Origin of the sequence: Ochrobactrum sp. SFR4 (assembly GCF_019730395.1) — a bacterium.
In the GTDB taxonomy this organism is placed as follows: Bacteria; Pseudomonadota; Alphaproteobacteria; order Rhizobiales; family Rhizobiaceae; genus Pseudochrobactrum.
Map to the genome: position 1 here is coordinate 1 of NZ_JAAPBB010000303.1, position 391 is coordinate 391.

At 54.7% G+C, this 391-nt stretch carries 1 protein-coding gene; it reads left to right on the forward strand.

All coding sequences use genetic code 11. The features are described from left to right. Positions 1-391 (forward strand): head maturation protease, ClpP-related (locus tag HBA93_RS19100; RefSeq protein ID WP_221724354.1); only part of this gene is annotated, 391 nt, incomplete at both ends.

Below are 391 nucleotides of genomic sequence, written 5' to 3' on the forward strand. Positions count from 1 at the left end.
GCCTTGTCTGAGGTCGGTCGGGATACAGATATCACAGTACGTATCAACTCATCCGGCGGCTATGTCGATGATGGCATCGCTATTTACAACGCCCTGCTTGCTCACAAGGGCAAGGTAACGGTGAAGGTCGATGCACTCGCCGCATCTGCTGCCTCAATCATCGCAATGGCCGGTGAAGAGCGCATCATGCGTAGCGGCGCGATGATCATGATCCATGACCCCGCCTCCTACACTTACGGCAATGCCGGGGAGCATGAAAAGTCGCGAGCAAAGCTAGACAAACTCGGCGACCAGATGGCCGGAATTTATGCAGATCGCACCGGTGAAGATGAGGACGCTATCCGTGAAGATATGCGTGATGAAGTCTGGCTAACAGGTGCTGAGGCTGTTG